This window comes from Sphingomonas sp. LC-1, assembly GCF_025371035.1.
Lineage (GTDB): Bacteria > Pseudomonadota > Alphaproteobacteria > Sphingomonadales > Sphingomonadaceae > Sphingomonas > Sphingomonas sanguinis_E.
Genome location: NZ_JANZXB010000002.1, coordinates 283,557 through 305,517 on the forward strand (window position 1 = coordinate 283,557; position 21,961 = coordinate 305,517).

The following is a 21,961-nucleotide window of genomic DNA, read 5'->3' on the forward strand; positions in this document are numbered from 1 at the left end:
GCCATGAATGGGGGAAAGCTCAACTGGTGGCAGACGCGGTGGTTCGTGGTGGCGATGGCCCTGCTCGCCGCGCTGCCGCTGCTCTGGCCGACGGTGCCGCCGCTGGTCGACCTGCCGGGCCATATGGGCCGGTACCGGGTCCAGTTGGAATATGCTCATCAGCCCTGGCTGGCCAATTGGTATCATTTCGAATGGCAGATGATCGGCAATCTGGGCATCGACCTGCTGATCGAGCCGCTGACGCCGATCTTCGGGCTGGAGCTGGCGGTCAAGCTGATCGTCATCGCCATCCCGGTGCTGACCGTCACCGGCCTGCTCTGGATCGCGCGCGAGGTGCAGGGGCGGATCCCCGCGACCGCGCTGTTCGCGCTGCCGCTGGCCTATAGCTACCCCTTCCAGTTCGGTTTCGTGAATTTCGCGCTGGCGATGGCGCTGGCGCTCAACCTGTTCGCGCTCTGGCTGCGCATGGGGCGGCTGGGCACGGTGCGGCGGCGCGCATGGCTCTTCGTGCCGCTGTCCTGCATCCTGTGGGTCGCGCATACCTTTGGCTGGGGCGTGCTCGGCGTGCTGGCCTTTTCCGCCGAGTTGATCCGCCAGCACGATGTTCGCCGAGCCAAGGGCGCGCGGGGCGTGAAGGGCTGGATCGTCTCGGCTTTCCATGCCGGGATCGGCTGTATCCCGCTGGCGCTGCCCATGGTGCTGATGGTGCTGTGGCGATCGGGGGCCGATGTCACCGGCCAGACCACCGACTGGTTCAACTGGCGGTGGAAGATCAACTGGGTGACGATGGCGCTGCGCGATCGCTGGATGGCGTTCGACCTCGCCTCGGTCACGGTGCTGTTCCTGGTGCTGCTCAAGGGCGTGCGCGACGAGCGGGTCGAATATTCGCGCAATCTGGTGCTGTCGGCGGCGTTCCTGGCGGTGGTCTATCTGCTGCTGCCGCGCATCGTCTTCGGTTCGGCCTATGCCGATATGCGGCTGGCGCCGTACGTCCTCGCCATCGCGCTGATCGCGCTGCGGCCCCGGCGGGGGCTGTCGCTGCGCGGGGCATCGACGCTCGCGGTGGTCGGCCTGTTGTTCTTCGTGGTGCGGATCGGCGCGACCACGGTCAGCTATGTGATGTACAGCAACGACTATGACCGGGTGCTCGCCGCGCTCGATCATGTGCCGCCGCGCGCCCGGTTGCTGACCTTTGTCGGCCGCCAATATTGCGCCGATGTCTGGCCGTCGAGCCGGTTGGAGCATGTCGCCGGCCTCGCGCTGGAGCGCAAGCTGGCCTATGCCAACGACCAATGGTCGATGGCGGGTGGGCAATTGCTGACGGTGCGCTACGCCCCCGCCAAGCGGTTCGCGCATGATCCGTCCGAGATCGTGACCCAGCGGCGGTGCCGGGGCCAGTGGTGGCGCCCGGTCGATACCGCGCTCAAGCTATTGCCGCGCGATGCGTTCGATTATGTCTGGCTGGTCCATCCGCCGCGCTATGACGAAAGCCTTACGCGCGGCCTGACGCCGATCTGGCGGTCGGGACGCGATGTGCTCTACCGGATCGACGATCGCCGCCCGATCATCGATCCGGCGGCCTATGAACTGCTCAGCCGTCCCTCGCCCGGCGATGACCGCCGCGCCCCGCCCGCGCGGCGCAGCACGCCGCCGGACAAGAACGGGGACTAAGGACCAGGGCGATCTTCGACTAGGCTGATCGGAGACCGCTCTAGCCCCGCCGGAACGGGGTGAGTTCGTCCAGAAACGCGCTTTCCGCCTCTATCGCCTCGCGCTCGCGGTTGACGAACTCGGCGACGGCACGGCGGAAGGCGGGGTGGGGGATATAGTGCGCCGACCAGGTCGGCACCGGACCATAGCCGCGCGCGAGCTTGTGCTCGCCCTGTGCTCCGGCCTCGACCGTTGACAGCCCGCGCGCGATGGCCGCGTCGATCGCCTGATAATAGCAAAGCTCGAAATGGAGGAAGGGCACCTCCTCGGTCGCGCCCCAATAGCGGCCGAAGAGCGTATCCTCCCCGATCAGGTTGAGCGCCCCCGCGATCGGCACGCCGTCCCGCTCGGCCAGGATCAGCAGCACCTTGTCCCCCAGACGCTCGCCGATCCGGTCAAAGGCGGCGCGGGTCAGATAGGGCTGGCCCCATTTGCGGCTGCCCGTATCCTGATAGAAGGTCCAGAAGGCGTCCCAATGCTCCGGCCGAATGTCGGGGCCGCTCAGATGGCGGATGGTCAGCCCCTGGACCGCGGCCGCGCGTTCCTTGCGAATCGCCTTGCGCTTGCGGCTGGCGAGCGCGTCCAGGAAATCGTCGAAGCGGGCATAGCCCTCATTGCGCCAGTGGAACTGCACCCCCTCCCGGATCAGCCAGCCCGCCGCCTCGAAATGCGGCAGCTGGTCGGGCGCGACGAAGGTGACATGCGCCGACGACAGCTCGTTCTGGTCGGTCACCGCCTCGATCGCGGCGATCAGCGCGGGGGCGAGCGCGGGATCGCGCAGCAATAGCCGCGGGCCCGGCACGGGCGAGAAGGGCGCCGCGATCTGAAGCTTGGGATAATAACGCCCGCCGGCCCGCTCCCACGCATCGGCCCAGCCATGGTCGAAGACATATTCGCCTTGGCTATGCGCCTTCAGATAGGCGGGGGCGATGGCGGCGGGGCGGCCATCCGCTCCGTCGATAACGATCGGGGCGGGGGTCCATCCCGACCGCCCGCCGACGCTGTGAGAATCCTCCAGCGCGGTGAGGAAGCCATGGCCGATAAAGGGATTGGCCGTCCCCGCGCAGGCGTCCCACTCTTCGGGGGACAGGGCGGCGACGCCGGACAGGATACGCGCGATGGCGGTGGTCATCGCCGTCGAATATGCGGTTCGAAGCGGAGCGGGACAAGGGGCTGCCCATCGATGGCTCGATCCGGCGAAGGCCGAGAATCGCGAACGGCAGGCCCCTTACCGCCAAAGGCCCCGGCCTGCGCCGGGGCGACGGTTGCGATCAGGCGAGCGCGACGATCGCATCGACCTCGACGGCGGCGCCCAGCGGCAGCACCGGCACGCCGACGGCCGAACGGGCATGGCGGCCCGATTCGCCGAACAGCGAAACCATCAGCTCCGACGCGCCATTGGCGACCTTGGGCTGGTCGGTGAAGTCGGCGGCCGAGTTTACGAATACGCCCAGCTTCACGATGCGGCCGACGCGCGACAGGTCGCCGCCCAGATATTTCTTGATCTGCGCGACCAGCATCAGGCCGCATGCCTGCGCCGCCTTCTGCCCGTCTTCCAGCGAGACGCCTTCGCCCAGCCGCCCGGTGACGAGCTGGCCATCGACGAAGGGCAGCTGGCCCGAAATGTGGAGAAGCCCGCCCGCCTCGACGACGGGGACATAGGCGGCGACGGGGGCGGCAGCCTCCGGCAAGGCGAGGCCGAGCTGCTCGAGCGCGCGATCGATATGGGTGGTCATGGGCGAGACATGGCGCGGGCGGGCGGTACCGGTCAAGCGGTGGCGGCGTGCCCCCCGGCAAATCGTGCGGCAATCCACGCCTCCGCCCGGCGCCAGTCGTCGATCCGCGCATGGGCATCGGGAGCCGGGGGGACGTGCGGGGCCATTTCCGGCTCCGACACCATGTGCAGCCGGTGAACCTGCGGCGCATGTTCCGCGACCGAGGCGTGATGCTGCGGCAGATCGTCGACGAAGACGGTGACGGGATTGCCATGCTCGGCGACCAGCCGGGCCACCGGTTCGCCCTTGCCGCCATTGTTGCACTGGACATGGTGCGCGATGCCGAAACGCGCGAGTTGCTCGATGCGCGGCTGGCGGCATTCCTCGATCAAATTGGTGAGGATGACGATGTTGGCGGTCTTCGCCAGCTCGGCCAGCGCTTCGGCAGCATGGGGGACCAGCGTCTGGCGGTCCATCTGACCGGGGAAAAAGCCGTGCAGCAAATCCCATGCCTCGCTCTGGCTGAGCGCGGACCCGCCGTCCCGCCGCGTCATCGCCCCGAAAAAGTCGTGGCGATCCAGCGCGAAATCGATGTCATGCGCTTCGTCCAGCCAGGCGCGGAAATGCCGCACCATATGGACCAGCACCTCGTCACAATCACAGATCAGCAGCGGTTTCATGCACCCTCCAGCATGCGACGCGCGGCGACCAGCGCCTCCGGGCGGACGCCCAGCGAATCGGCACATTCGATCAGGTCGGCCTCATGGCCCTCCAGAAACGACAGGATCGCGGCCAGCACGCCCGGCTCGCCCGCCCCGCCGCGCAGTTCCTCGACCGACAGGCCGGTCAGCGCCAGCAGCCGCTCGGCCCGCGACGGGCTTTGCAGCGTCCAGACCAGTGCCTGAAGCGCCAGCGGCGTCGCGCGCTCGATTGTATCCGGTCCGGGCATTGCCTATCGTCCCCTCGCTAATGGTGGAGCCCGCGTGACAAGAAAGGTGCTCGTTGTCGAGGACAACGAACTCAATCTGAAACTCTTCTGCGACCTGCTGCGCGCGCACGGCTTCATCGCCGAGCCGGTGCGCGACGGGCGCGAGGCCGTGGCGCGCGCGCGGGAGGTACAGCCCGACCTGATCATCATGGACATCCAGATGCCGCATGTGACCGGCTACGAACTGATCCTGGAGCTGAAGGCCGACGAGGACCTGCGCCGCATCCCGGTGATGGCGGTGACCGCCTATGCCGGCCGCGACGACGAGGACCGGATCCGTGCGGCGGGGGCGGACGCCTATGTGTCGAAGCCGATCAGCCTGATGCGCTTCATGGAGGCGGTGAACGCGTTGTTGTGAGGGGGGGCTTGCCCTGCCTACGTTCGCCCCGCTTGCCACCCTCCGTTCGCACTGAGCGAAGTCGAAGTGCACGCCCCGAACCTCCGTCACGAACGTCATCTCGTGGCCTTCGACTTCGCTCAGGCTGAACGGAGGTAGGAATGGAGCCAATGTCTACTTTGGGCGTGAAGCGGGCTGGCCGCATTCGGCGAGGCTTGGTGCTGGAGGCCGATCGCACGTGAATTTTTGGATGCGTGCCTTATATTGATGTACGAGAAAACTATGCCGCATCTTGATCCAGAGACCCTCCGCCGCGTTGCGCGCGTAGCCCAATCAAGGGCCATCGAGAGTAAGTCCGACCCTACGTTTGATGGTATGGCGCGAGGCGGCGCGCAGCGCGTGCTGCAGCAGTTGGCCAAGGATTTGGAGGCGGCGGCAGTCCTTGAAGAATGCAGGGTCAAACCGGACGAGAGCTCGATCGAACTCGTCAAGGTCGACGCACATGCATGGCGGTCCAAGGAAGGGCATCTTGAATTGCGCAGCGCGTCAATACGCCAAGGGACGCTGATCGACCTTTGCATGGATAGTAGCAGGGTTAGGCAGTTCTTCATGGCAATAGACTTTGACCGAGGCTTGGAAGGCCCCGAAATCGTTTACGCTTTCGATATTTCCCCGGAAGAGGCACAAACGAAGGTCGGTGGGACTACCTATGGCGTACTTCTGCAAGCATATGTGCGAGTTGCAGAGACGAAGTCTGATGGTCGGCCAAGAAAGGTTGATTTCAATCCCTCTCGAGCAGGCCGTATCGGGGAACGCTTAAGCCCGTAAAATTATGTCCAACGCGCCGGTAGTTCTAAATGCCCGCAGGTGAGCGTTAGCGGACCCCACCGCACTACGCTCAATCCTCCACCGCCACGGCCTTCCGCCCCTTGAACCCCTGCGCCACGACGAACCATTCCACCGAACCCTTGCGGCTGGACGGCGGCTTGGCGTGCTTCACGGTGGCGAAGTGGCGCTTCATCTCGGCGACCAGTTGCGAGTCGGCGCCGCCCGCAAACACCTTCGACACGAACACCCCGCCCGGCGACAACACGTCGCAGGCAAAGGCGAAGGCCGTTTCCACCAGACCCATGGTGCGCAGCGCATCGGTTTGTGGATGGCCGACGGTGTTGGCCGCCATGTCCGACATGACCAGATCGGGCGCGCCGCCCAGCGCCTCCATCAGCGTGTCGGGCGCGGCATCGTCCATGAAGTCCTTCTCGAAGATGGTGACGCCGTCAATCGGATCGACCGGCAACAGGTCGATGCCGACCACGCTGGCGTTCGGCAGCTTGCGCCGCACCACCTGGCTCCAGCCGCCCGGCGCCAGCCCCAGGTCGATGATCCGCTTCTTGCCGCGCAAGAACCCGAACCGCTCGTCCAGCTCGATCAGCTTGTACGCTGCACGGCTGCGAAACCCCTCCGCCTTGGCGCGGCGGACATAGGGATCGTTCAGCTGGCGCTCCAGCCAGCGGGTCGATTGGGCGGTGCGGTTCCGGGCGGTGCGCACCCGCTGGTGCAGGCCCGAATTTCCTCTGCTCACGGTCTGGCGATTCCCATCAAACGGCGCAGGATTCCCTCGCGAATCCCACGGTCTGCAATCCCTAGCCGCTCGGCGGGCCAAAGGTCCAATATCGTCTCCAGGATGGCGCAGCCCGCCACCACCAGATCGGCGCGTTCGGGGCCGATGCACGCCACCTTGCCGCGCGCCGCCAGGCTCTTGCGTGACAGGCTGGCGCTGATCTCGCGCATTGCGGCGGTGGGTACGATCAGCCCGTCGACCGCGGCCCGGTCATATTGGCTGAGCCCCAGATGGACGCTGCCCAAGGTCGTCACCGTGCCGCTGGTGCCGAGCAGCCGGGGCCGCTTCAACTCGCGCGGCAGGCGCGCGGCGAAATCGGCGAAGCTGTCCGCCACGATCCCGCGCATCCGAGCATAGGCGGCCAGCCGCCCCGCCTCTCCCTCGCCGCCGCCCGCGCTTTCGGTCAACGAGACGACACCCCAGGGGGCCGAATGCCAGTCCAGGATGCGCGGGACCGGCCCATGCGTGTCGACAAGCACCAGTTCGGTCGATCCCCCGCCAATGTCGAAGACCAGCGCGGGGTCCTCCCCCGGCTCGATCAACGCATGACAGCCCAGCACGGCGAGCCGCGCTTCTTCCTCGGCGGAAATGATGTCGAGGTGAATGCCCGTCTCCGCCAGCGCGCGCGCGATGAAGGCGGGGCCGTTGGCGGCACGGCGGCACGCCTCGGTCGCGACCGCGCGCGACAAGGTGACGTTGCGCCGCTTCAGCTTGTCCGCACAGACGCGCAGCGCGGCGATGGTACGGTCGATCGCGGCGTCGGACAGCCGTCCGGTCGTAGCCAGCCCTTCGCCCAGCCGAACGATGCGCGAAAAGGCATCGACCACCGCAAAGCCGCCGCCCTGCGGCCGCGCAATCAGCAGGCGGCAATTGTTGGTGCCCAGGTCGAGCGCGGCATAGGCCTGCGCATCGGACCAGCGGCCGCGCTGGGGCCGGGGCGGTGCCGAACGGGCAGGGGGTTTGGCCTGCCGGTACGGCCTTCGGGTGGGAACATCCCCCATCGCCGTATCTCGCTTATTCTGTTCTATCCGTCACGGACATGAGCGTCCGCCGGTGCTTGAAGACCAAGGTAGCGAGTCGGCGCCCGCGCGACAAGACGCCGCGACCCCGATCGGCGGAAATCCGGTTGACAAGCTTGATTCGCCCGCCTAGAGGCACGCCCCTGTTCGATGCCCCGTCGTCTAAAGGTAAGACCACGGACTCTGACTCCGTTAATTGAGGTTCGAATCCTCACGGGGCATCCAGATTTCCCTATATCGCCGGACCGCACCGCTTTATCGCTCGTCATGTGACGGGGGATCGAAGGTCTATGGTTCGATATGCGGGGGCGGTCGGCGTGGCCGTGATGCTGGGGCTGGCGTCGCTGGCGCTGGCATGGGCGACCGGCGGGATCACGCACAGCTTTCTGGGCCCCGACGAATCGGCCCATTATGTCAACACGCTGTTCCTTGCCGACTGGCTGCGCGCCGGATTGCCCAGCCCGATGGCGTTCGCGCGCGACTTTTATGCCCATTACCCCAAGCTTTCGATCGGGCATTGGCCGCCGGGCTGGTATGCGATGCTGGCGCCCTTCTTCGCCTTGCTATGGCCTTCGCCCTTCGCGGCGGCGATCTTCAGTGCGTTCGTTGCGGGCCTTCCCGCTGTCCTGATCCTGTGGGCCTTGAACCGGATCGGCGCTTGGCGGCTCGGGCTGGCGGCGGCGTTCGCCATGCTGGTCTCGCCATTGGTGATCGATAGCGCGTGGAACTTCCTGCTCGATCAGCCGGTGGCGCTGGTCGTCGGACTAGGCGCGATCGCCTGGCTCCGGGCGACGGAAGTGCCGGGCTGGCGGCGGTTCGGGCTGTTCGGCGCCCTGGCGACCTTTGCACCGCTGGTGAAGGGCAATGGCGCACTGATCGCTCTGGTGCCCGTGATCGAAATCCTGCTGGCGCGGCGCTGGGCGATCCTGCGCGACCGGCGCTTATGGGTGGTGGCGGCCACGACCCTGATGGTCGTTGCGCCCTGGTATGCGGTGTCGTTCCGGATTTCGGCAGGGGGGTTCAACTATGCGCCGGGGCTCGATTATGCCTGGACTGCCCTGTCGGCCAATATCGGGGCGTTGATCGCCGATCTGGGATGGCTCGGTATCGTCCTGATGGTAGCGGGAGCGGCGCTCGGATGGCGTGATGCGCGTGCGAGGCCGGTCGTGCGGCTCGCGCTGGCCGTCATCGTCGCCACCCTGGCGTTCCAGTCGATCATCCCGGTCGCGCTCGATCCGCGCTACATCCTGCCGGTCATTCCCTGGGCGGTGACGCTGGTCGCAATGGCGATCCTGATCGTCTGGCGGCACGGGCGCCTGGGGCGCATCGCTGCGGTGACGCTGGGCATGGCCATACTGATCCCCCCCGTGACGGCGCTGACCCGTCTGGTCCCGAAGCGCGATATGGGCGCCCCCGCCATCGTCACGACGATGCGCATCTCGCCTGGCATCTGGTTGGTCGATGGGCGTGCGGGCGGCGAGGGGGCAATCATCGCCGAAGCCGCTTATCAGGATCGTGGGCGACACAGGCTTTGGGCGGCGCGCGCATCGCAATGGCTGTCGGGCAGCGATTTCATGGGCCGAGGCTATCAACTGATCGCCCGGACCCCGGAGCAGGCGGCGGCGATCCTCGACCGGATCGGCGTGGCGGGCGCGGTGATCGTTCGCGACCGGGCCCGCGATGCCTATCCGCATAGCGCGATCCTGTTGCGGACGGTGGGAGGCGGTGACTATCGCGTGACCCGGCGTCGCTTCGATCTCGGCGATGGCGAGGTCGTGGTGGCGACGCGCAAAGCCCCCATCGTACCGCATCCCGAGCAACTGACCGACAGCAGCGTATCACGCAACGTCAACGCGATGGCGAAGTAAGCCGCGCCGGACAGGGCCGATCTCGCCGCGCCGGCCGGAGACGAGGCATCTGTCGGGGACGGTCGATGGTGCCCGCCAAGCGCTCCCGTTCCGGATCGGCGATGGTAGCGGTAGTTTCGCCCGCGCTCCGCCGTGCGGTGGCGATCGCGTCCGGCTACTCCGCGATGGGTGCATCGTTGAGGCGGAGCATCGCCTCTCGACTATGCGGGACATGGATCGCAGCATGGGGCGACAGGTCGTAATGAGCAGTTCGCCAACCTGATCCGGTCAGGCTCTGGAAAGATCGCGTAGCGGCTTGCTGTAGCAGTCGCCGCTCTCGATCTGGACGATTTTCCGGGACTTGCGGCCTGACGACGGGCTATTTCCCGTAGCAGACGCTCTCGGAGACCATCCGTTGGGTGATCTCCGAGCGATTTCATCGCTATGCGAAGAAATGGTGCCCAGAAGAGGACTCGAACCTCCACGACCTTGCGATCGCCAGCACCTGAAGCTGGTGCGTCTACCAATTCCGCCATCTGGGCACGGGGTAGGCCCGCGCCTTTAGGGGAGGGTTCGAATCCTTGTCAACGGCTTTTTTGCGAGGCAAAGGGGCGGTGCACAAAAAATCTGGCGAATAAGGACGGTCATGACGAACAAGCTGGTGACGCTGATCGGCGGCGGGGGCTTTCTGGGCCGCTATGTCGCACGCGAGTTGATGCGCGACGGGACGCGGGTGCGGATAGCGCAGCGCGATCCGCGCCAGGCCTATTTCCTGCGCACGCAAGGGGGGCTCGGTCAGACCCAGTTCGTCGCGGTCGACATCGCTCGCCCGGAAACGGTGGCGCGCGCGGTCGAGGGGGCGGATGCCGTCGTCAATCTGGTCGGCGTGATGGGCGGCAACATGCAGCGCATCCATGTCGATGGTGCGCGTGCGGTGGCGGAGGCAGCGCGCAACGCCGGTGCCGGCGCGCTGGTCCATGTCTCGGCGATCGGCGCGGACGAGAATGGCGCGGCGGCCTATGCCCGCTCCAAGGGGCAGGGCGAGGCGGCCGTGCGCCAGGCTTTCCCGAACGCCACCATCCTTCGTCCCTCGATCGTGTTCGGGCGCGAGGATCAGTTCGTGAACCGCTTCGCGGGTATGGTCTCGGCGCCGATCGTGCCGATCCTGCGCGCGGGCGTGAAATTCCAGCCGGTCTTTGCGGGTGACGTGGGCGAGGCGGTGACCGCAGCGTTGCGCGATCCCGAATCGCATGGCGGCCGCACCTACGAGCTGGGCGGGCCGGACGTGATTGCGATGGGTGAACTCGTCCGCTGGATCGCCAAGACGCTGGGCCGCAAGCCCAATTTCGTCGAGTTGCCGGACTTTGCGGGGGCGATGCTGGCCCGGCTGCCGGGCTCGCCGATCAGCCGGGATCAGTGGCTGATGCTGCAACAGGACAATGTCGTCGCCGCTGGTGCGCCGGGCCTGGCCGAACTGGGCGTTACCGCCGAACCGCTTGCGGCGATCGCGCCCGAATATCTCGTCCGCTTCCGCAAGGCGGGCCGGTTCGGACGACGGACCGAGACGCTGGCGGCTTAAGTCGTCCCGCGTTCGGCCTGTTTGTCGTTTCGCTGACGGCCCCGTCGCCCTATGGCGGCGGGGCTTATTTTTTGGGGACTCGCGTGAACGATCTGATAGCGGCCATCATCCTCGGCATTGTCGAGGGGGTCACCGAATTCCTTCCGGTATCGTCCACCGGGCATCTGATCCTGGCGGGCGCGCTGCTCGGATACGACGATGCGCGGTGGCAGATGTTCAACATCGTCATCCAGCTGGGCGCGATCATGGCGGTCGTGGTCCTGTATTGGCGGACCTTCTGGACGGTGCTGGTCGGCCTGGCGCGGCGCGATCCGGGTTCGATCCGCTTCGTGCGCAACCTGTTGATCGCCTTCATCCCCGCCGCCGTGATCGGTGTGCTGGCCAAGAAACATATCGAGGCGCTGCTGCTCCAGCCCAAGGTCGTCGCGATTGCGCTGATCGTCGGCGGCGTCGCGATCCTGGTGATCGAGCGGCTGGTCAAGCCGGGCAATACGCGCGGCATCGCGGCGGTCCCCGCCAGGACGGCGCTGGGCGTCGGCTTCCTGCAATGTCTGGCCATGATCCCGGGCGTCAGCCGATCGGGCGCGACGATCCTGGGCGCGCTGACCCTGGGGGTCGAGCGGCGGACGGCGGCGGAGTTCAGCTTCTTCCTCGCCATTCCCACCATGCTGGGCGCAAGCGTCGTGGAGACGGCCGGGCATCTCGACACGATGCGCGCAGGCAATAGCGTCGGGCCTCTGGAGATCGCGATCGGGTTCGTGGTGGCGTTCGTCGTCGCCCTGCTGGTGGTGCGGTGGTTTGTCGGGATCGTCGGCAAGCATGGATTCGGCCCCTTTGCCTGGTACCGAATCGTGGCTGGGAGCATCGCGCTCGCCCTGCTGACCATGCATTGATACCGTATCGGTCCCAATTTATTGCGGGCCGCTCGCAATAAGGGGGTTCGGCGGTGCGATTCCCCTAAAACTGCGGCATCATTGCTTACCTAAATGTCGATTCCGCCGTGACATGGGATCGTTTGCGCAATATCCGGCTCCTTGGAGGCGCATATGGCGAACGATTCTATGCTGAAATTCGTGGCACGTGATCAGGCCTATCCGGCCAAACGTGCCGCATCGGACCGCGCGGACGATTTCCGCGAGATCGCCGAGCGTTATGCGCCCCCGGCGGCGGAGGATCAGGCGGGGCGCTGCTCGCAATGCGGCGTGCCCTATTGCTCGGTCCATTGCCCGCTGCACAATCATATTCCCGACTGGCTGCGCCTGACCGCCGAAGGGCGTCTGCGCGAGGCCTATGAGCTGTCCAACGCGACCTCGACCATGCCCGAGATTTGCGGCCGCATCTGCCCGCAGGACCGGCTGTGCGAGGGCAATTGCGTCATCGAGTTTTCGGGCCACGGCGCGGTCACGATCGGATCGGTCGAGAAATTCATCACCGACACCGCCTGGGAAGAGGGTTGGGTCGAGCCGCTGGCCCCCGGACCCGCGCGCGGCCAGTCGGTCGCGGTGATCGGCGCGGGGCCTGCGGGCCTGACGGCGGCCGAATATCTGCGCGTGTCGGGCTATGAGGTCCATGTCTATGACCGGCACGACCGGGCGGGCGGGCTGCTGACCTATGGCATCCCCGGCTTCAAGCTGGAAAAGCCCGTCGTCATGCGCCGGGTCGAGCGGCTGAAGGCAGGCGGCATCGTCTTCCACGAAGGCTTTGCGGTGGGCGAGGATGCCACGCTGGAGGATCTGCGCCGCCGTCATGACGCGGTGCTGATCGCGACCGGCGTTTATAAGGCGCGCAATGTCGATGTGGACGGTGCGGGCGCCAATGGCGTGATTGCCGCGCTCGACTATCTGACCGCGTCCAACCGCAAGAGCTTCGGCGATACGGTCGAGGCGTTCGAGAATGGCTCGCTCAATGCCGAGGGCAAGAATGTCGTCGTGATCGGCGGCGGCGACACCGCGATGGACTGCGTCCGCACCGCGATCCGCCAGGGCGCCAAGTCGGTGAAGTGCCTCTATCGCCGCGACCGTGCGAACATGCCCGGCTCGCAGCGCGAAGTCGCCAATGCGGAAGAGGAAGGCGCCGAGTTCGTCTGGCTCTCCGCGCCTTTGGGCTTCGAGGGTGGCGAGACGGTGACGGGTGTGCGCGCCGCCAAGATGCGCCTGGGCGCGCCCGACGCCAGCGGCCGCCGTGCGCCGGAAGCCGAGCCGGGTGCCGACCATCTGCTCGAGGCGGACATGGTCATCAAGGCGCTGGGCTTCGACGCCGAGGACCTGCCCAGCCTGTTCGGCACCGCCGAACTGGGCGTCAGCCGCTGGGGCACGGTGCTGGTCGACGGCCGCACGCTGATGACCAGCTTGGACGGCGTGTTCGCGGCCGGTGACATCGTGCGCGGTGCCTCGCTGGTGGTGTGGGCGATCCGTGACGGCCGCGATGTGGCCAAGGCGATGCACCAGTGGCTGAAGGCTCGCGCCAAGACGGGTGCGCGTGAGAAGGTGGCAGCGTGATGCGCAGCGCTCTTCTGATCGCGCTGACCGCGATCCTCACGCCTAGCGTGGCCTTTGCTCAGGCCGCCCCGGCGGTCGTGGCCGCCGAACCCGATGCGGCGCGCCTTGCCTCGGCCCGGCAGTTGCTCGACCAGATCATGCCGCCCGCGACCCGCGAAGCCATGATCCAGTCGATGCTGACTCCGATGCAGGCCAATATGCGTCAGGGCATCATGCAGTCTCCGGGCATGCAAAAGGCGTTGGGTAACCTGAAGGCGAAGGCCGTGTTCGACCGGTTCCTGGCGAAGCAGGATGCGCGGACCGGAACGATGTTGCGGGAATCGCTTCCCGGCATGGTCGATGCGATGTCGCGCGCCTATGCCCGCCGCTTCGACATCGCCCAACTGGATGACCTGAAGCGGTTTTTTGCGACCCCGAGCGGCCAGGCCTATGTGGCCAACTCCTTCTCGATCATGGCCGACCCCGACATCGCCGCTTGGCAGCGCAAGCTGATGAGCCAGGCGATGACCAACATGCAGGACGATATCGCCGCGATGGCCAAGGACATCGAAGCGACCCAGCAGGACAAGAAGTGATGACCGACCAGCGCCAATATCTCGCCGAACATGGCATGTACCGCCCCGAGTTCGAGGGCGATGCGTGCGGCGTCGGCATGGTCGCGGCCACCGATGGCCAGCCCTCGCGGCGGGTCGTTCAGTCGGCAATCGACGCGTTGAAGGCCGTGTGGCATCGCGGCGCGGTCGATGCCGACGGGAAGACCGGCGACGGCGCGGGCCTGCATGTCGACCTGCCGCATCGCTTCTTCGACGACGCCATCGCCGCGTCGGGGCACAAGGTGCTGCCGAACCGGCTGGCGGTCGGCATGATCTTCATGCCGCGCACCGATCTGGGCGCGCAGGAGACTTGCCGCACCATCGTCGAGAGCGTCATCATCGAGGCGGGCTACACCATCTACGGCTGGCGCCAGGTGCCGGTCGACGTCTCGGTCATCGGCATGAAGGCCCAGGCGACCCGGCCGGAGATCGAGCAGATCATGATCGCCGGGCCAATGCCCGACGAGGTCGATGCCGCCGAGTTCGAGAAGAACCTGTATCTCGTCCGCCGCCGCATCGAAAAGCGGGTGATCGCGGCGCAGATCAGCGGATTCTATATCTGTTCGCTGTCCTGCCGCTCGATCATCTACAAGGGGCTGTTCCTCGCCGAGAGCCTGTCGGTCTTCTATCCCGACCTGCAGGATCACCGGTTCGAGAGCCGCGTGGCGATCTTCCACCAGCGTTATTCGACCAACACCTTCCCGCAATGGTGGCTGGCGCAGCCCTTCCGCTGCCTGGCGCATAACGGCGAGATCAACACGATCCGTGGCAACAAGAACTGGATGCTCAGCCACGAGATCCGGATGGCCTCGATCGCGTTCGGCGACAATTCGGAGGACATCAAGCCGGTGATCCCGGCGGGCGCGTCCGATACCGCCGCGCTCGACGCGGTGTTCGAGGCGATCTGCCGCTCCGGCCGCGACGCGCCGACCGCCAAGCTGATGCTGGTGCCCGAGGCGTGGCAGAAGGACCTCGACGCGCCCAAGGCGCATGCCGACATGTACCAGTATCTCGCCTCCGTCATGGAGCCGTGGGACGGCCCGGCCGCGCTGGCGATGACCGATGGCCGCTGGGCGGTGGCGGGCATGGACCGCAACGCGCTGCGCCCGCTTCGCTATACGCTGACCGCCGACGGGCTGCTGATCGTCGGGTCGGAAAGCGGCATGGTGGTGGTGCCCGAGGCGACCGTCACCGCCAAGGGCCGGTTGGGGCCGGGGCAGATGATCGCGGTCGATCTGGCCGAAGGCAAGCTGTACGACGACCGTGCGATCAAGGACCAGATCTCGGGCGAGCAGGACTATGCCGCGATGATCGGCGAGTTCCTGACCATGGACCAGTTGCCCGCGCCGTCTGAAGAGGAAGCGCTGGTGCGGATGCCGCGTGCGGAAATGCTGCGCCGTCAGGTCGCCGCCGGCCAGACCATGGAGGATATGGAGCTGATCCTGTCCCCCATGGCCGAGGGCGGTAAGGAAGCGATCGGCTCGATGGGCGACGACACGCCGTTGGCCGTCATTTCCGACAAGCCGCGCCTGATCAGCCAGTTCTTCCGCCAGAACTTCAGCCAGGTGACGAACCCGCCGATCGACTCGCTTCGCGAACGCTATGTGATGTCGCTGAAGACCCGGTTCGGCAATCTCGCCAACATCCTCGACACCGAGGATCGGCGCGAGCGGGTGCTAGTCCTGCCGTCCCCGGTCCTGACTGGCGCGGACTGGCACAGGCTGAAGACGCATTTCGGCCGTTCGGCGGCGGAAATCGACTGCACCTTCGAGGCAGATGGCGGTCCCGACCGGCTGCGCGCCGCGATCCAGCGTATCCGCAACCAGGCCGAACAGGCCGTGCGCGAGGGCCGGTCCGAGCTGTTCCTGACCGACGAGCATGTCTCCGAAGACCGTGTCGCGATCGCGGGCGTGCTGGCGGCGGCGGCGGTGCATACGCATCTCGTTCGCCGGGGGCTGCGCTCCTATGCGTCGATCAACGTCCGCTCGGCCGAATGCCTCGACACCCATTATTATGCGGTGCTGATCGGTGTCGGTGCGACCACGGTGAACGCCTATCTGGCCGAAGCCGCGATCGTCGACCGCCATGGCCGTGGCCTGTTCGGCGACATGACCATCGACAGGTGCCTGGCCAACCATCGCACCGCGATCGAGGACGGGCTGCTCAAGATCATGGCGAAGATGGGGATCGCGGTGATCTCCAGCTATCGCGGCGGCTACAACTTCGAGGCGGTCGGCCTGTCCCGTGCGCTGGTCAATGACCTGTTCCCCGGCATGCCCGCCAAGATTTCGGGCGAGGGCTATAACTCGCTCCATTACTCGGCGATGGTCCGTCACGAAGCGGCTTGGGATCAGCATGTCGCCACGCTGCCGATCGGCGGCTTCTATCGCCAGCGCGATGGCGGCGAGACCCATGCCTATTCGGCGCAGCTGATGCACCTGCTCCAGACGGCGGTGGCGACCGACAGCTATTCGACGTACCTGCAATTCGCGCGCGGCGTCGGCGACCTGCCGCCGGTCTATTTGCGCGACCTGCTCCAGTTCAACTTCCCGAACGAGGGCGTGCCGGTCGATCAGGTCGAGGCGATCACCGAGATTCGCAAGCGCTTCGTGACGCCGGGCATGTCGCTGGGCGCGCTGAGCCCGGAAGCGCACGAAACGCTGGCGATCGCGATGAACCGGATCGGCGCGAAGGCGGTGTCGGGCGAGGGCGGCGAGGACAAGCTGCGCTATCAGCCCTATGACAATGGCGACAATGCCAATTCGACGATCAAGCAGATCGCGAGCGGTCGCTTTGGCGTCACGGCGGAATATCTGAACGCCTGCGACGAGATCGAGATCAAGGTCGCGCAGGGTGCCAAGCCCGGCGAGGGCGGGCAGCTGCCCGGCTTCAAGGTGACCGAGTTCATCGCCAAGCTGCGTCATGCGACGCCCGGCGTGACGCTGATCTCGCCGCCGCCGCACCACGACATCTACTCGATCGAGGATCTTGCGCAGCTCATCTATGACTGCAAGCAGATCAACCCGCGTGCGCGCGTCTGCGTGAAGCTGGTCAGCTCGGCGGGCATCGGTACGGTCGCGGCGGGCGTGGCCAAGGCCCATGCCGACGTCATCCTGGTGTCGGGCCATGTCGGCGGCACCGGCGCCAGCCCTCAGACCTCGATCAAGTATGCGGGCACGCCATGGGAAATGGGTCTGTCGGAGGTCAACCAGACGCTGACCCTCAACGGCCTGCGCGGGCGTATCCGCCTGCGTGCGGACGGCGGCCTCAAGACCGGGCGCGACATCGTGATCGCGGCGATCCTGGGTGCCGAGGAGTTCGGCATCGGCACGCTGAGCCTCGTCGCGATGGGCTGCATCATGGTGCGCCAGTGCCATAGCAACACCTGCCCGGTCGGTGTCTGCGTGCAGGACGAGCGGCTTCGCGCCAAGTTCACCGGCACGCCGGAAAAGGTCATCAACCTGATGACCTTCATCGCCGAGGAAGTCCGCGACATCCTGGCGCGCCTCGGCGTACGCTCGCTGGACGAGGTGATCGGGCGGACCGAGCTGCTGCGCCAGGTCAGCCGGGGTGCCGAGCATCTCGACGATCTCGACCTCAATCCCGTTCTGGCCAAGGTCGATGCGACCGATGCCGAGCGGCGGTTCAGCCTGTCGACCTTCCGCAACGAAGTGCCCGACAGCCTGGATGCGCAGATCATCAAGGACGCCTCGGCCGTCTTCTCGCGCGGCGAGAAGATGCAGCTGACCTATTCGGTGCGCAACACGCACCGCGCGGTCGGCACCCGCCTGTCGTCGGAGATCACCCGCAAGTTCGGCATGAGCAAGCTGGCCGACGGGCATGTCACCGTGCGGCTGCGCGGCTCGGCAGGCCAGTCGCTGGGCGCGTTCCTTTGCAAGGGCGTGACGCTGGAAGTGTTCGGCGATGCCAATGACTATGTCGGCAAGGGCCTGTCGGGCGGCACCATCATCGTGCGCCCGGCGGTCAGCTCGCCGCTGGCCAGCCAGAACAACACGATCATCGGCAACACCGTCCTCTACGGCGCGACGAACGGAAAGCTGTTCGCGGCGGGCCAGGCGGGCGAGCGTTTCGCGGTTCGCAACTCGGGCGCGACCGTGGTGGTCGAGGGCTGCGGCGCGAATGGCTGCGAATATATGACCGGCGGCGTCGCGGTGGTGCTGGGTCAGGTCGGCGCGAATTTCGGCGCGGGCATGACCGGCGGCATGGCGTTCATCTACGACGCCGAGGACCGCTTCGCCCGCCGCGCCAACCCCGAGAATATCGTGTGGCAGCGCCTGGCCTCCGCCCATTGGGAAGGCGTGCTGCGCGACCTGATCGAACAGCATGCCGCCGCGACCGACAGCAAATGGTCCAAGGGTCTGCTGGAGGACTGGGACCGGGTCGCGGGTCATTTCTGGCAGGTCTGCCCGAAGGAAATGCTGACCCGCCTGGCCCACCCGCTCGATGACAGCGTCGAGGCGGTCGCGGCGGAGTAACGGGCTATATTCTTCCTCCCCCGTAAGGGGAGGGGGACCATGCGCAGCATGGTGGAGGGGTGTCACCCTATCGAGAGCGCGACACCCCTCCGTCAGCCCTTAGGGCTGCCACCTCCCCTTGCAGGGGAGGGATAGCGACGCACTCCGTTCAGGCTGAACGGGGCGGCGGGCTGCGGGGCAGGGCAAGAGCCTTTTCCATCCTGACATCCCCGTTATCCCGCCGACAGGGATCGCGGAACCGTTGCGTGATCGTGACGGTTACGCCGCGATGCATTTAGGGGAGGGCCATATGAACATCGACCGCCAGAGGATCGAGCGAGGGGGATTCATCCTCTTCCTCGCACTGATTACGATCGGCCTGATCGCGGTCATCTCGGGCTTTCTGCTCGCACTGCTCTGGGCAGGACTGGCGGCGATCCTGTTCCGGTCGCTGTTCCAATGGCTGCTGGAGAAGACCGGAGGACGGCGCAACCTGGCGGCGGGGTTGACCATGCTCATCATCACCTTCGCGGTGGTGGTGCCGACCCTGTTGATCGGCAGCATGGTCGTGGATCAGGCATCGGGCGTCTATATGAAGATGCGCAGCGGCCAGATCGACTTCGCGCAATATTTCCAACAGGTCCGCGACGCCTTGCCCAACCGCCTCCGTCAGGCGATGGACAGTTCGGGCGTCGGGAGTTTCGAAGGGCTGCAATCGCGCATCTCGCGCACGCTCAGCAGCAGCGTCAGCCAGATTGCGACCCAGGCGCTGTCGATCGGGCGCAACGCCTTCGCCTTCGCGCTGGCCTTTGGCGTCGGGCTGTATGTCGCCTTCTTCCTGATCCGCGACGGTGACCGGCTGGGCCCCGATTTCGTCCGCGCGCTCCCGCTCGATCATGGCGTGGCGAAGCGGCTGGTCGAAACCTTCGTCGCGGTCGTCCGCGCCACGATCAAGGGCTCGGTCATCGTCGGACTGGTGCAGGGTGGGCTGGGCGCGATCACCTTCTGGATCGTCGGACTGCCTGCCGCCCTTCTCTGGGGCCTGTTGATGGCGATCGCGGCGCTGCTGCCCGCGATCGGTCCGGCGATCATCTGGGGGCCGGTGGCGATCTATCTGCTGGCGACCGGTGCGATCTGGCAGGGGGCCGTGGTCGTTGCCTCGGGCGTGCTGGTCATCGGACTGGCCGACAATATCCTGCGTCCCATTTTGGTGGGGCGCGACACCGGTCTGCCCGACTGGATCGTGTTGCTGACCACCCTGGGCGGAATCGAGTTGCTGGGGCTGAGCGGCATCGTCGTCGGCCCGGTGGTCGCCGCGCTGTTCCTGGCGGGATGGCGGATCCTGAGCGAGGAACGCGGCGTGATCCCACCCGCCGGGACGTGATGACCGGTTTGCGCCGCAGCAATCGCCTCCCTATGGTCCCGCGCCGAACGGGCAGGATCGATGGGGCGGGCGAATGGGAATCCGGATGCGACCGATGGCCTTGGTGGCGATCGCCGGGCTGGCGCTGACCGGTTGCGACTCCCGCGACACCACGGTCGCCCGTGCGGCGGGGGCCAATGGGGCATCGATCGAGTTGCCCGTCCCCGACCCGTCGCCTTCGGCCGACACGGCCTCTCCCACCCCGGCCGGGCCCGATACGCTGCCGGGCGAAGTCGCGGCCAATCCGGGGGCGAGCCTGTCGACCATCGGTTTCCCGCAAGGGGGCGACGCGCTGGATCGTGAGGCGCGCACAGCGCTCGACCGGGTTGCCGCCGATCCCAGGGTCAGGAGCGGCCGTATCGTGCTGCGCGGTCATTCGGACAGCGAAGGGGATGACGAGGCCAATCGCCGCATGTCGCGCAAACGGGCTGAGGCGGTGCGCGACTATCTGGCGGGCAAGGGTATCGCGCGCACTGCCATGACGGTCATCGCGCTGGGCGAGACGCGGCCCATCGCCCCCAATGCGCGCCCCGACGGCAGCGACGATAGCGCAGGCCGTGCGCGCAATCGCCGGGTGGAAATCGCGCTGGCGTCCGCCGATCGCCCATAGTCTTCAGCTCGGATGGGCATGCGGACAGTTATCCCATGCCCCCGTCGGACCTGCGGCGCGGCGATCTGATCGAATGCCGATCCGTCCCCGGCCCGTAGCACCCGTTACCGGGGCCGGTTGCGTTCGTTGGTGCTGGTCATGTTGAGGGCGCGGCGGAATTCCCCCACGCCCTGCTGATTGACGCCGTCGAACTCACGCCATTGCGCCTCGGTATTGCACATGCGCGTGGGCAGGAAAGAGCCCGTCGGCATCAGCCGGCGACACGTCTTCTTTTCCTTGGGCTGGGGAGGGGTTTCGGTCGATTGTGCGCCCGCCGGCACGGCAGACAGGATGATGGCGGTCATAGCGACCGCTGCCCAATGACGCTTCATTCCGATGTTCCTCCCTCAACGATCGGGATAATGCGACAGTATTTCAGACTTATCAAGCATTTGACCGGGCGACGCGCGCCGCCCGGCCGGATCCGCGTCACGCCGCCTGCAACGTCTCCATCGCCACGGCGGCAATATCGTCGGCGAGCTCGTCGACCCGCGCCGGGTCGGCGTCCCAGGCGAACATGAAGCGCGCACCGCCGCCGATGAACGTATAGAATCGCCAGCCTCGCGCCCGCAATGCGTCCAGAATGGCGGGCGACGCGCTGAGGAACACCGCATTCGCCTCGACCGGGAACATCGGGGCGATGCCGGGCAGCCCGGCGACCCGCGTGGCCAGCCGCTGCGCACAGCCATTGGCATGCGCGGCGTTGGACAGCCACGCCCCGCTTTCCAGCATCCCGATCCACGGGGCGGCCAGATAGCGCATCTTGGACGCCAGCTGTCCGGCCTGTTTGCAGCGATAATCGAAATCCTCCGCCAGCGCGGGGTCGAAGAACAGGATCGCCTCACCGACGGCCATGCCGTTCTTGGTGCCGCCGAAGCACAGCACGTCGACTCCGGCTCGCCACGTCATATCGGCGGCCGAGCAACCCAGCGCGGCGCAGGCATTGGCGAAGCGTGCCCCGTCCATATGCAGCCGCAGCCCCAGTTCGCGGCATGTCGCCGACAGGGCGTGGATTTCGGCCAGCGTATAGACCTGTCCGGTCTCGGTCGGCTGGGTGATGGTCACGGCGCGCGGCTTGGGGAAATGGATGTCCGACCGGCCGGTGGCCAGCGCGCGCACGGCCTCCGGGGTCAGCTTGCCGTCCTCGGTCTGCGCGACCAGCAGCTTGGAGCCGTTCGAGAAGAATTCGGGCGCGCCGCACTCGTCGGTCTCGACATGCGCGGAGGCCGAGCAGATGACGCTGTGATAGCTTTGGCAGAGCGCGGCCAGCGCCAGCGAATTGGCCGCCGTGCCGTTGAAGGCAAAGAACACCTCGCACTGGGTCTCGAACAGCGTGCGAAAGGCGTCGGCGGCGCGGTCGGTATAGGGGTCCTCGCCATAAGCGGGGACATAGCCGCGATTGGCCTCGTCCATCGCGGCCCAGGCTTCGGGACAGATGCCCGCGTAATTGTCGCTCGCAAATTGCTGGGGGGCCACGGTCATTGCATATCCTTCGTCCGGTCTGGCG

Annotated in this window: 19 protein-coding genes and 2 tRNA genes; 12 read left to right on the forward strand and 9 right to left on the reverse strand. The window is 66.6% G+C overall.

Features of this window, described 5'->3' with window-relative positions; genetic code table 11:
• The first annotated feature begins 3 nt into the window (after positions 1–3).
• Entirely contained in the window at positions 4–1,671 is a 1,668-nt protein-coding gene (locus NZL82_RS04110; protein ID WP_261268494.1) for a hypothetical protein, read from the forward strand.
• Positions 1,672–1,711: 40 nt separating this feature from the next.
• Here NZL82_RS04110 and NZL82_RS04115 read toward each other — a convergent pair whose 3' ends face one another.
• From NZL82_RS04115 to NZL82_RS04130, 4 genes are all read right to left on the reverse strand, one after another.
• Positions 1,712–2,842: a GNAT family N-acetyltransferase gene (locus NZL82_RS04115; RefSeq protein WP_261268495.1), complete on the reverse strand. Its 1,131-nt coding sequence runs from the start codon at positions 2,840–2,842 to the stop codon at positions 1,712–1,714.
• Positions 2,843–2,981: 139 nt separating this feature from the next.
• Positions 2,982–3,446 carry a RidA family protein gene (locus NZL82_RS04120; RefSeq protein ID WP_261268496.1) on the reverse strand — a complete coding sequence of 155 codons (465 nt, stop codon included), beginning with the start codon at positions 3,444–3,446 and terminating at the stop codon, positions 2,982–2,984.
• 32 nt (positions 3,447–3,478) lie between these two features.
• On the reverse strand, positions 3,479–4,105 hold the full coding sequence (locus NZL82_RS04125) for an HAD family hydrolase (protein ID WP_261268497.1): 627 nt from the start codon (positions 4,103–4,105) through the stop codon (positions 3,479–3,481).
• Positions 4,102–4,374: a DUF3572 domain-containing protein gene (locus tag NZL82_RS04130; RefSeq protein WP_261268498.1), complete on the reverse strand. Its 273-nt coding sequence runs from the start codon at positions 4,372–4,374 to the stop codon at positions 4,102–4,104. Before NZL82_RS04130 ends, NZL82_RS04125 begins: the two co-directional genes overlap by 4 nt.
• 34 nt (positions 4,375–4,408) lie before the next feature.
• On the opposite strand from NZL82_RS04130, the gene NZL82_RS04135 reads away from it, so the two are divergent.
• Positions 4,409–4,771: a response regulator gene (locus tag NZL82_RS04135; protein ID WP_261268499.1), complete on the forward strand. Its 363-nt coding sequence runs from the start codon at positions 4,409–4,411 to the stop codon at positions 4,769–4,771.
• A gap of 246 nt (positions 4,772–5,017) precedes the next feature.
• Entirely contained in the window at positions 5,018–5,578 is a 561-nt protein-coding gene (locus NZL82_RS04140; protein ID WP_261268500.1) for a hypothetical protein, read from the forward strand.
• Positions 5,579–5,648: 70 nt separating this feature from the next.
• On the opposite strand, the gene NZL82_RS04145 is transcribed toward NZL82_RS04140, so the two are convergent.
• Positions 5,649–6,332 carry an RlmE family RNA methyltransferase gene (locus NZL82_RS04145; protein WP_261268501.1) on the reverse strand — a complete coding sequence of 228 codons (684 nt, stop codon included), beginning with the start codon at positions 6,330–6,332 and terminating at the stop codon, positions 5,649–5,651.
• Positions 6,329–7,372, reverse strand: coding sequence for a Ppx/GppA phosphatase family protein (locus NZL82_RS04150; protein WP_261268502.1), 1,044 nt, complete (start codon positions 7,370–7,372; stop codon positions 6,329–6,331). The genes NZL82_RS04145 and NZL82_RS04150 overlap by 4 nt, the downstream gene beginning before the upstream one ends.
• Positions 7,373–7,541: 169 nt before the next feature.
• Between NZL82_RS04150 and NZL82_RS04155 the strand changes: the two genes are divergently transcribed.
• Positions 7,542–7,615 (forward strand) — tRNA-Gln (locus NZL82_RS04155).
• Between the two features lie 65 nt (positions 7,616–7,680).
• On the forward strand, positions 7,681–9,258 hold the full coding sequence (locus NZL82_RS04160) for a glycosyltransferase family 39 protein (RefSeq protein WP_261268503.1): 1,578 nt from the start codon (positions 7,681–7,683) through the stop codon (positions 9,256–9,258).
• Between the two features lie 434 nt (positions 9,259–9,692).
• Here NZL82_RS04160 and NZL82_RS04165 read toward each other — a convergent pair.
• Positions 9,693–9,779, reverse strand: a tRNA-Leu gene (locus NZL82_RS04165).
• A gap of 104 nt (positions 9,780–9,883) precedes the next feature.
• Between NZL82_RS04165 and NZL82_RS04170 the strand changes: the two genes are divergently transcribed.
• The 7 genes from NZL82_RS04170 (at position 9,884) to NZL82_RS04200 (ending at position 20,415) form a co-directional block, all read left to right on the forward strand.
• Positions 9,884–10,816, forward strand: a complete 933-nt coding sequence (locus NZL82_RS04170; protein ID WP_261268504.1) for a complex I NDUFA9 subunit family protein — start codon at positions 9,884–9,886, stop codon at positions 10,814–10,816.
• A gap of 83 nt (positions 10,817–10,899) precedes the next feature.
• Positions 10,900–11,709 carry an undecaprenyl-diphosphate phosphatase gene (locus tag NZL82_RS04175; protein ID WP_261268505.1) on the forward strand — a complete coding sequence of 270 codons (810 nt, stop codon included), beginning with the start codon at positions 10,900–10,902 and terminating at the stop codon, positions 11,707–11,709.
• 153 nt (positions 11,710–11,862) lie between these two features.
• Complete coding sequence (locus NZL82_RS04180) at positions 11,863–13,314, forward strand: NAD(P)-dependent oxidoreductase (protein ID WP_261268506.1); 1,452 nt, start codon at positions 11,863–11,865, stop codon at positions 13,312–13,314.
• A complete protein-coding gene (locus tag NZL82_RS04185) occupies positions 13,314–13,889 on the forward strand; it encodes a DUF2059 domain-containing protein (protein WP_261268507.1) in 576 nt (191 codons plus the stop codon). The genes NZL82_RS04180 and NZL82_RS04185 overlap by 1 nt, the downstream gene beginning before the upstream one ends.
• The gene (gltB, locus tag NZL82_RS04190) at positions 13,889–18,403 is read left to right on the forward strand and encodes a glutamate synthase large subunit (protein ID WP_261268508.1); all 4,515 of its coding nucleotides are present in this window, start codon (positions 13,889–13,891) and stop codon (positions 18,401–18,403) included. The genes NZL82_RS04185 and gltB overlap by 1 nt, the downstream gene beginning before the upstream one ends.
• Positions 18,404–18,692: 289 nt before the next feature.
• The gene (locus tag NZL82_RS04195; protein ID WP_261268509.1) at positions 18,693–19,766 is read left to right on the forward strand and encodes an AI-2E family transporter; all 1,074 of its coding nucleotides are present in this window, start codon (positions 18,693–18,695) and stop codon (positions 19,764–19,766) included.
• An 85-nt stretch (positions 19,767–19,851) separates the two neighbouring features.
• Positions 19,852–20,415, forward strand: a complete 564-nt coding sequence (locus tag NZL82_RS04200; protein ID WP_261268510.1) for an OmpA family protein — start codon at positions 19,852–19,854, stop codon at positions 20,413–20,415.
• A gap of 104 nt (positions 20,416–20,519) precedes the next feature.
• Here the strand turns inward: NZL82_RS04200 and NZL82_RS04205 are convergent, their stop codons facing one another.
• Entirely contained in the window at positions 20,520–20,759 is a 240-nt protein-coding gene (locus NZL82_RS04205) for a hypothetical protein (protein WP_261268511.1), read from the reverse strand.
• A gap of 124 nt (positions 20,760–20,883) precedes the next feature.
• Positions 20,884–21,936 carry a low specificity L-threonine aldolase gene (locus tag NZL82_RS04210; protein WP_261268512.1) on the reverse strand — a complete coding sequence of 351 codons (1,053 nt, stop codon included), beginning with the start codon at positions 21,934–21,936 and terminating at the stop codon, positions 20,884–20,886.
• Positions 21,937–21,961: the final 25 nt, after the last annotated feature.